Here is a 9,271-nt window from a genome sequence, read left to right as displayed (position 1 = left end):
CCAAAATCCGATTGACACGAATTTCTGCAATCTGGCTGTTGGTAGATTCTCCCCAAAAGTCCTGAAAATGTAAACTTAAAAATCCTGTATTCAGATTAATAACCGCTGTCAAAATAATGGCAATCAATAGCACCAAACACAGGATTTTAAACTTGTCTGACATAAAGTCTGAAGTTTATTTTAATAAAGAATTGATTTTTTCGCTGAGCATTTCCTCAGACATTGATCCTTCAACTTCTTCTGTTTTATCGCCTTTTCTGAAATGAGTAAATGGAATTCCGTTTCCTTTCCACGTTTTGAAATTACCGAAAAAGGTATCATCAAATTTAGATTCGTCTACTAAAACAATATAATTTTCCAGATTGTTTTCTTTGGCAAAAGCAGGTACTTTATCTTTCCATGCCGGTTTATCAAGAATATCTACAAAAGTAAATTTTACAGGTTTACCTTTTAATTCCTCTATTTTTTTCTTAAAATGAGGAATTTCCATCATGCAGGGTCCGCACCAGGTAGCAAAGAAATTGGTAACATATAAAGTGTCATTCTTTTTAGATAAATTCTCAACCAGATTTTGTTGAGAAATTTCTCTGAATTGAGCTGTTGGAGTTTCTTCTTTCTGTAAAACTGCTGTAGAATCTGTTGTCGCTACATTTTCTTCATTTTTCTGGTTTTCCTTTTTACAGCTCGCCAGTGAAAAAACTACAAGCGTGGATAAAATTATCTTCTTCATAAATTATTTTTTATCTATTTTTGAGTTGAAGTTATGGAACAACAAATCTATAAAGGGAAACTTACACAGTTTCATCGGTTAAAAATAGCGAAAAAGGAAGAACTGACCAAAAATACTTTTTCTCTGGAATTCGGGATTCCGGAGAATCTGAAAGAAAATTTCAGGTTTGATGCCGGTCAGTTTGTCAGTGTCAGATTTCAGGCTCACGGTAAAGAAATTATTAATGACTATTCGATGACTTCCGCTCCGTACGAACATAAAATTGCTTTGGGCATAAAGATGAATTCTCAGGAAGGAGCTGCTTCACAATTGTTTCAAAATTATCATGAAGGCGATGAATTATTGATAAGTGAACCGGGTGGAAGATTTACACTTATTTCAAAACCCAGCGAATTCAGAACCATTGTAGGATTTGCGGCAGGAATAGGAATTACCCCAATTTTAAGTCATTTTAAAAATATTCTGCATAACGAACCCAGAACCAGGCTGTTTTTATTTTTTGGAAATAAAAGCTCTGAAGATCTCATTTACAGAGATGAACTGGATCGCCTCGCTAAAATGTACGGAGACCGGCTGCAGATTTTTTATTTTTTCTCCAGAGAGAAAACCGCCAACAGTTTTTTTCATGGAAGGCTGGATGATAAAAAATTAAGCCTCATCATCAATCAGATCCTTCATCTGGATGATACGGATGAAGAATCTACCATTTGGGATGCTGTAGATGAAGTGCTGATCTGCGGAAAGGGAGAGATGATTAAAACACTTGCCAACGCATGCTATCATCACGGAATTCCGAAAAAAAATATTCATTTTGAACTTTTTGAAGAATTTAATGACGATATTTATCCTGTAGAAAAAGAATTTCCGTTAATAGAAAATGTGGAACTGGAATTTAAAATGCTCGGAAAGGAATATTCTGCCATACTTCCCACTAATGAAGAAAGAATTCTGCAGCAGCTTCTTATACAGAAATTTCAGGTTCCGTATTCCTGTAAATCGGGAATTTGCGGAAGTTGTGAGTGTATTTTAGAAGAAGGAGAAGTGGAATTGCTTGAAAATGAATATTTAACGGAAAATGAAGAGGAGAGAGGACATATCTTAGCTTGTATGTCGATTGCAAAAAGCAAGAAAATAAAGCTTAACTTTGATCTTACTTGAGAATAATAAAAAACATATTTAACCTGATATTCATATCAATAGAAATTGGAATTCTGTTGATATGTCTTGCCAATGCATGGGTTTTTGCTCTTACGGACGGAAGAACCTATACTAAAATTTCAAAAATTCCTCCAAGGGAAGTTGCTTTAGTACTGGGAACTTCTCCTAAAATGAGATCAGGTTTATCCAATCCTTATTTTACAAAGAGAATGGATGCGGCTGCACTGCTTTATCATCACGGTAAAATCCGCAGAATTCTTGTAAGTGGTGAGAAGAGTAAAGGATATGACGAACCTGCTGCAATGAAAAAATATCTTATTTATCAGGAAGGTGTTCCGGAGGAAATTATTATGGAAGATCCGAAAGGTTTCAACACCTATCAAAGTATTCTCCGCTGTAAAGATGTTTACAAAAAAGACAATGTAATTATTGTTTCTCAGGGATTTCATAATCTCCGGGCTCTGTTATTTGCCAGAAATAACAATATGAACGCACTGGGTTTTGATGCACAGGACGTTACCAAACCTGAAAGTTATTACAGAAATCAGTTCAGAGAAATTCTTGCGAGAACAGTTGCAGTGGTATATTTTGCTTTAGGAATTTCGCCGGATTAAATAAAAAAAACAAGCAATATCATTTATTAGAGATACTACCTGTTATACGTTTTAGAATGGATATCCGAAAGCGATATTTAAAGTTGGTTTAAACGGTTGCAGATGTTTTAGTCTCCATCGGTCGCCTTCAGGCTTGTTCGGTTCATATATTTTATAAGCGAGATCCAGTCTGAGTTTTATGTAAGCAATATTTACTCTTAGACCAAAACCGCTTCCTACACCTACCTGCCTGATGAATTTATTGAATTTAAACTCATCTCCGTATCCGTCGTTATAGTTTTTAATACTCCAGATGTTACCGATATCCGTAAAAAGAGCACCTTCATACATATCATTAAAAGGCATCCTGAATTCTATATTTGTGGTCAGTTTTAAATTATCAGTCATATAAGTACGCACTCTTTCATCGACCTGAGAGTCTGCAGGTCCTAATCCTCCGAAAGGAACCCAAGCTCTGATGTCATTCGGTCCACCGTTGAAATAAGAACGGATAACAGGCATATTTGAAGAGTTTCCATAAGGAATTCCGATTCCGACAAACTGACGAAGTGCTAAAGTATTGTTTCCGAATTTAAAATACTTTCTGAAATCAAAATCAAATTTAACAAACTGAGCATACGGAATATTGAAAATGGTTCTTTCCGGACTTGTAACAACACCTCCGTCATTTCTTTTCTGATTGAAGATACTGAAGATGTTCCCTGCCAGTTCTATTTTTCCGTTAAAATAAAAAGCGTTGGGATAATCTTTTTTCCCGATCTCGTTGTAAATAAAGTTGTAGATGAAAGAAGAAATCAAAACATCCTGAGTTTGTCTGTCCTTGTTCACCAAAGTTCCTATAAAAGCAGTATATCGGTCAATTCCCTGCTGATCCAGTCCATTAAGGTAATCTGTATCTGCTATGATTTTCTGGGAAACCTGATCAATGGTAAGCAGCCCTGCTTTAAAATCGTTTGCTACAGAAGGTTTGTAAGCAAAATAATCGGCAAAGAACTCTTCGCGGATGGCATTGTCATTTACAAAATAATCATAATAAGCGTCTTTATTTTTCGTTAAACTCAGCTGTGTATTAAACAGCGTAAGTCTGTGTGTTACTTTATCATTTACCGTTGCCAGATAATTAAGACCGGTATTAAAGTTAAGTCTTCCCAAACCAATATTGCTCTGATCTGAAACTCCCAGAGTAATGGAAGAAGTAGGGCTGTATCTTTTGGGTATCAGTTTATAATAATTGAAAGGCAGCAATAATCTCGGGAAATTTAACGAAGCCTGTGCTGAGATTTCATATGCCCAGATTCTGTTGTCTATATTTTTCGGGTTTACAATACGTCCGAAAGTTCCGGAAAGACTTGTGGTAAGGTTTTCCGCTCCGCCAAAAATATTTCTTGTCGTAAGATCAACAGAAGGAGAAATTCCAAAATTCAATACTTCAGAATAATTTAAATCTGTTCCCACTTTCAGATCATATTTCGGAAGTGGTTTCAAGATGTAGGTTACGTCTACAATACTGTCATTAGGGCTGGAAGTACCACCTCTTCTTAATGAATCTCTGGCTTTCAGAATACTGAAATTATTCATTGCCAGAATATTTCTTTTGGTGAGATCTAATTTTTTCTGATCGTAAACCTGCTTATTTCCTATGATAATAGCTCTCCATATAGAACGGGAATCGTAGCTGTTATCTGTTTTATGAAAACGGATTCCTCTTAAGCTGTCTTTTCTTGTATTATTCGGGAAATCTTTTGCTTCATCTACAATAGCAACATCAATATTTCCGATGGTTGCCTGTTTGTATGGACTGTCCAGAGAATCTTTGCGGATTTCCAAAACCAGCGGAACCTGCTTTGTACTTTTAAGAGAATCTGCCACAAAACCTACCTCATCTCCAAGACTGTTAAAACGGTAATATCCGTATTCCCGCATCACATCATTAATCCTGCTTACTTCCTTCTCTAAAATCGTCTGATCCAGAATCTGACCTTTTTTTACAAGAGTTTCACGGATTTTCTGTTGATAGATACTTTTAATATTAGGATCGGAAATATTGTAATAATAATCCTTAATATAAGTTGGCTGATTATGCGTGATAAAATAATTAACCGCAGCTTTTTTGGCTGAAGAATCAAGCTCATGTTTAAATTTTACATCTGCATCCCAATAACCCCGGTACGTCATTCTTTTTTTAATAGACTCGGCACTCTTTGACGTTTTTGTCTGGTCGAGAATTACAGGAGCAGAACCCCAGTTGTGATAAAGTCTGTCGAAGAAAAGACTTTTGCCGACGCTGCTTTTCATATTGTATTTTATGAAAAGAGAATCTCTGAGTTTTTGATTTCTCAATTCATTAGGATACGTCATGTACTCGTTAAGAAGCGTGTCGTATTTGGGATTGGCGGCATTGTAAAGCCAAAGGCTTAATGGCATGAAAAGAAGCTGCCTTTTATTAGGCTTCTGCTGAACATAATCTTTAAGCTCACCATCGAAAGATTCTTTTTTATCCTCAAACTGAAAATTATTCTTTACCAGCAGATATTCACCATCCGGAACTTTTTTGGTGGTACTACAAGCATAAAGGAGACCTACAAATGTTGCAAATGATATAATTTTATAATACTTTTGAGGAGAATTCTTATAATGCTTACAGCTCATACAATAAAAATTTTACAGTCTTTAGATAAAAAGAAGTTCAGGCAAAAATACAATTTGTTTTTGGTTGAAGGTAATAAAATCATCCGTGAACTTCCTGATTCCAGATTTAAAATTAAAGAAATATTTTCTACGGATCCGCAAAAATTAGACCGTATGGAAGCTCCGGTAACTCATATCTCTGAAAATGAGTTGAAAAAAATCAGTTTTCTGCAAAATCCAAAAGATTCTGTGGCGGTCTGTTATCTTAATCCGGAACAAAAAACGGAGGATAGAAATCTTCAGCTTGTTTTGGACGGTATTCAGGATCCCGGAAATCTGGGAACGATGATCCGTCTTGCAGACTGGTTTGGAATAGAGCAGATTATCTGCAGTGAAGACACTGTAGATTTTTACAATCCAAAAGTTATAATGGCAAGTATGGGTTCTTTTACAAGAGTGAATATAATCTATACAAACCTGACAGAATATTTATCAGAAACAGAAAATATCAACATCGGAACCGATATGGACGGTGAAAATATCTATGCTTTCGAAAGACCTGAAAAAATGAATTTAATTTTAGGAAATGAAGGAAACGGAATGCGTCCGGAAACAGAAAAACGACTTCATAAAAGTGTCATGATCCCGAGATTCGGAAAATCGCAGTCTACAGAAAGTCTTAATGTTTCAATGGCAGCAGGTATTATTCTGGGGCAGCTTTTCAGAATGGGAGAGTAAGTTTGAGTAATAGAGTTTTAGAGTGGGAGTGTTTGAGTTTTTATAACCCTTAAAAAATCTCTGACTCTAAAACTCTAAAACCCGCAAACTTTAGATAAGCTGTTCCATGCTGGAAACACTTTTATTTTTCTGATAGGTTTCAAGTTTCTTTCGTACAAATCTTAAAGCGGCGGGAGCAAGATAAATCATGGCTGCGCCGATTAATTTCTTTTTCCAGTTTGAACTTTTAAAGTTTTTTCTGGCATAATTTCCGACAAGTGTGGTTACCGCGAGATTAATCATAATATCAGCAGCATCTCCTTTAAATGCGGAATTTGCAATTCCCATTGCTGTATTTTTATTAATTAAGGCTCCTTTAATTTCCGAAGTAATCTGTTTGGCGATAACATCTTTTCGTAGAACTACCTTTTCGTCGCCGTCTTCATCTATTTTTTCCTGCAGGTACTGATCTGTTAAACCATTGGTAAAAGCACTCAGACTTTCCTTTGTATTTTTGAAGGTTAAGAGATCTTCCAGACCGTCTATTTCCTGCTTCAGCAGCTTTTTCTTTCTTCTCAGTTCCTCTAAGCTTTCATACTTTCTGCTCATAGTTTAATGATTTAAAAATTTAATTACCTGATCTGCCACATAATTTACGATTTTCTTTTTAAACATCACAATAAGAATCATGGTTAAAAGATAAAAAGCGGCAACAATGAGAAATCCGTAAGACTGATCGCCCAATGCTTTACCGATAAGAAAGGCAATTCCGAAGTTGAACAGAATGATGAAAAAACCAAAAGCGACCAGTAAAACCACGAAATAAGTGATCATTCCTGCCGAAAGAGAGGATTTTTCGGTGGCTTCAATTTTCAGGAGATCGATCCTTTTGGAAGCGTATTCTTTAATAGTTTCAATCATTGTTTTTCTTTAAAGTTACAAAAAAAGGAACTTTCGTTTATAAAGTTCCTTCTCATAATTTACCTAAAAAATAAACTATATTATTGTTTTAGATCATTCAGTTCAGATTCTACATTTTTTACTACGTCTGCAGTTTTAGAAACGATCTGATCTTTGTATTTATCGTACCCGTCTTTCACAGTATTGGCAACGCTGTTTGCTGTTTCTTTAAAAGTAGAAGAAATATTGCTGTACTGGTCTTTTACTTTTTCGGAAACTTCACCGTATTTATTTTTAGCCTGATCTTTAAGATCTTCTGCTTTAGTTTTAATCTTCTTTCTGGTTTCTTTACCTTCCTCCGGAGCATAAAGCATTCCTAAGATAACACCCGCCGCAGCACCTGCAAGAAGTCCTGCCAAAATACCCGCTGTATTGTTTTTTTTAGACATTTTCGTTTTTTTTAATAGTTAATAATATTAGCTTTTTACTTGTATTGAAATGTACAATTAACATACCAAAGGAGAAAGACTTCTATTAAAAAATGTTAAATCTTTCTGATGTGAGATAAAATCTCATCAATGGTTTCTTTCTTAGAAATCGTTGTATTGTCAATAATAATAGCATCTTCTGCCTGCTTTAATGGGGCGATTTCCCGCTCGCTGTCTATTCTGTCGCGTTCTATAAGATTTTCTTTCACCTGTTGTTCATTCGCCTCGATTCCTAAAGAAAGCAGTTCCAGATAACGCCTTCTTGTTCTTTCATCAATACTTGCGGTAAGAAAAAATTTATAGTCTGCATTTGGCAGAACTACTGTCCCGATGTCACGTCCGTCCATAATAATGCCTCCTTTTTCTGCCAGATTGCGCTGAGACTGCAGAAGAAAATCTCTCACTTCTTTCTGTTTGGCAACAAAACTTACATTCTCCGAAACTTCGGTAGTCCGTATCGCTTTTGAAATATCAATATGATTAAGGAAAAGAACCAGTTCTCCATCAATATTTTTAAATTCAAGTTCCACCTGATCCAGAGAAGAGAATAATTTCTCAAGATCAATGGTTCCGCTGTCATTTAAACAATTCTGAAGAGCAAACCATGTTACTCCTCTGTAAAGCGCACCTGTATCGAGATGAATAAGTCCCAGCTTTGCAGCAATGACTTTAGAAATTGAACTTTTTCCGGTAGATGAGTAGCCGTCGATAGCTATTACAGGTTTTTTCATTCTGCAAATTTCAAGAATTTTTCTTAAAAATCAAGAAACCTCAGGAGATTTTCTTGAGGTTTCTGATATTTATTTTGTTTTGAAAATGATTAACAATTAGTATCCTGCGTGACTTGTAAGATCGATAGAAACTCCTATCTGGTTGACATTCGCAGAATTATGATACCTTACGTGTGCGTAATCCACACGGAATCTGGCAATTTTAATCCCGAATCCTGCCGAAAGTCCTGAGAAATTTCTCTGATCTGCAACGGCTAGTTCATTCCCTCTCTTCACATTATATCCTAGTCTGATGTTGAATCCTTTTTCCGGAAACAATTCTGCCCCGATAGAGAAGTGATCGGCGATTTTTCTGCCTGTATTTACTTCCTGTCCGTTAACGTTGTACTGGGAAGAAATATTAAACTCCTGTAAATCATGCGCAGTAATGGTAACAGCCAAAGGAATTACTTTTAAAATTCTTGTATATCCCAAATCTACACGGAATGGCAGGTTTTCCCTTGTTCCGTTGAAAGAATTGAACTGATAACCGAAATTTCTGAAAACAACAGAAGCTGTTTCTTTATTTTTTTTGTTGTGGTAGGTAATTCCTGCATTTCCTGAAATGGCAGAAGAAGTATAGGTATCTATTTTAGAAGTAATGAAATTCAATCCACCTCCGATCGTCCAGTCTTCTTCAAACTGATAGGCATATCCTGCTCCGATGGCAACATCCGAAGCTTTGAAAGTTCCGTTCTCGAAACCGCTGTCGTCTGTTCGCGGAATATCTCCGTAGCTCATGTATCTTGCATTGATGGTCGCCATGTGACCGTTATCAAAGTCTTTTGCATAGGCAATCGTTCCGTATTTGGAATCTGCAAGATAAGCAGTTGCGTTTACAGACAGTTGGTTGTCGGAATCTTTATTCAGTAATGAGGGGTTTGCAATAGCAAAGGAAACATCACGATCTCTCACAGAAATTGCATCTCCTCCCAAAGCAGCCTGTCTCGCTGAAACAGGAATATTTAAGAATGGATAAACGTTTGTTCCTGTTTGTGCATAAGAAACAATTCCTGACAGAAATAATGAAAAAATAACAATTTTCTTCAACTCAGTTTATTAGTAATGCAAAAATAATCCTTTTTCGTACTTTTCAAAATATTTCTCACATTATTTATATTTAAATATTTAAGTTTTGTGAAAATTGAAGACTTATTGAAGGGATCAGGTAAGTTCCAAGGTATTACAAACCGCTTCCGGGATAAGATTTAAAAATTTAATGCAGAAGTAAAAATCAACCCCATTAATGATTATATTTGCAAAGTC

Annotated in this window: 10 protein-coding genes; 3 read left to right on the top strand and 7 right to left on the bottom strand. The window is 35.8% G+C overall.

The genetic code is table 11. The features are described from left to right. Positions 1-175: 175 nt before the first annotated feature. Complete coding sequence (locus WFK35_RS17030) at positions 176-730, bottom strand: TlpA family protein disulfide reductase (protein ID WP_336733590.1); 555 nt, start codon at positions 728-730, stop codon at positions 176-178. Between the two features lie 33 nt (positions 731-763). Between WFK35_RS17030 and WFK35_RS17025 the strand changes: the two genes are divergently transcribed. Further along, positions 764-1,888 carry a ferredoxin--NADP reductase gene (locus tag WFK35_RS17025; RefSeq protein ID WP_336733589.1) on the top strand — a complete coding sequence of 375 codons (1,125 nt, stop codon included), beginning with the start codon at positions 764-766 and terminating at the stop codon, positions 1,886-1,888. Beyond that, a complete protein-coding gene (locus tag WFK35_RS17020; RefSeq protein WP_214589692.1) occupies positions 1,885-2,502 on the top strand; it encodes a SanA/YdcF family protein in 618 nt (205 codons plus the stop codon). Before WFK35_RS17025 ends, WFK35_RS17020 begins: the two co-directional genes overlap by 4 nt. 51 nt (positions 2,503-2,553) lie before the next feature. On the opposite strand, the gene tamL is transcribed toward WFK35_RS17020, so the two are convergent. Beyond that, a complete protein-coding gene (tamL, locus tag WFK35_RS17015; protein ID WP_336733588.1) occupies positions 2,554-5,151 on the bottom strand; it encodes a translocation and assembly module lipoprotein TamL in 2,598 nt (865 codons plus the stop codon). Here tamL and WFK35_RS17010 point away from each other — a divergent pair. Beyond that, positions 5,137-5,868 carry a TrmH family RNA methyltransferase gene (locus WFK35_RS17010; protein ID WP_336733587.1) on the top strand — a complete coding sequence of 244 codons (732 nt, stop codon included), beginning with the start codon at positions 5,137-5,139 and terminating at the stop codon, positions 5,866-5,868. The two genes, tamL and WFK35_RS17010, sit on opposite strands and share 15 nt — an antisense overlap. Before the next feature lie 90 nt (positions 5,869-5,958). Here the strand turns inward: WFK35_RS17010 and WFK35_RS17005 are convergent, their stop codons facing one another. The 5 genes from WFK35_RS17005 to porQ form a co-directional block, all read right to left on the bottom strand. Next, entirely contained in the window at positions 5,959-6,456 is a 498-nt protein-coding gene (locus tag WFK35_RS17005) for a phosphoribosyl-ATP pyrophosphatase (protein WP_214589695.1), read from the bottom strand. Positions 6,457-6,459: 3 nt separating this feature from the next. Then, positions 6,460-6,768 carry a phage holin family protein gene (locus WFK35_RS17000; protein ID WP_214589696.1) on the bottom strand — a complete coding sequence of 103 codons (309 nt, stop codon included), beginning with the start codon at positions 6,766-6,768 and terminating at the stop codon, positions 6,460-6,462. 80 nt (positions 6,769-6,848) lie between these two features. Next, complete coding sequence (locus tag WFK35_RS16995) at positions 6,849-7,196, bottom strand: YtxH domain-containing protein (protein WP_214589697.1); 348 nt, start codon at positions 7,194-7,196, stop codon at positions 6,849-6,851. 95 nt (positions 7,197-7,291) lie between these two features. After that, on the bottom strand, positions 7,292-7,966 hold the full coding sequence (cmk, locus tag WFK35_RS16990; protein WP_336689007.1) for a (d)CMP kinase: 675 nt from the start codon (positions 7,964-7,966) through the stop codon (positions 7,292-7,294). Positions 7,967-8,062: 96 nt separating this feature from the next. After that, the gene (gene porQ, locus WFK35_RS16985) at positions 8,063-9,055 is read right to left on the bottom strand and encodes a type IX secretion system protein PorQ (RefSeq protein WP_116099245.1); all 993 of its coding nucleotides are present in this window, start codon (positions 9,053-9,055) and stop codon (positions 8,063-8,065) included. Between the last annotated feature and the right edge of the window lie 216 nt (positions 9,056-9,271).

Source organism: Chryseobacterium sp. VD8 (genome assembly GCF_037149975.1).
Classification (GTDB): Bacteria; Bacteroidota; Bacteroidia; order Flavobacteriales; family Weeksellaceae; genus Chryseobacterium; species Chryseobacterium indicum.
This window is presented reverse-complemented; position numbering and strand designations above follow the sequence as displayed.

Bases quoted from the DNA above. Each gene is read 5' to 3' on its own strand.
- WFK35_RS17030 (WP_336733590.1), bottom strand. From the start codon at position 730: ATGAAGAAGATAATTTTATCCACGCTTGTAGTTTTTTCACTGGCGAGC.
- WFK35_RS17025 (WP_336733589.1), top strand. From the start codon at position 764: ATGGAACAACAAATCTATAAAGGGAAACTTACACAGTTTCATCGGTTA.
- WFK35_RS17010 (WP_336733587.1), top strand. From the start codon at position 5,137: ATGCTTACAGCTCATACAATAAAAATTTTACAGTCTTTAGATAAAAAG.
- tamL (WP_336733588.1), bottom strand. From the start codon at position 5,151: ATGAGCTGTAAGCATTATAAGAATTCTCCTCAAAAGTATTATAAAATT.
- WFK35_RS17005 (WP_214589695.1), bottom strand. From the start codon at position 6,456: ATGAGCAGAAAGTATGAAAGCTTAGAGGAACTGAGAAGAAAGAAAAAG.
- WFK35_RS17000 (WP_214589696.1), bottom strand. From the start codon at position 6,768: ATGATTGAAACTATTAAAGAATACGCTTCCAAAAGGATCGATCTCCTG.
- WFK35_RS16995 (WP_214589697.1), bottom strand. From the start codon at position 7,196: ATGTCTAAAAAAAACAATACAGCGGGTATTTTGGCAGGACTTCTTGCA.
- cmk (WP_336689007.1), bottom strand. From the start codon at position 7,966: ATGAAAAAACCTGTAATAGCTATCGACGGCTACTCATCTACCGGAAAA.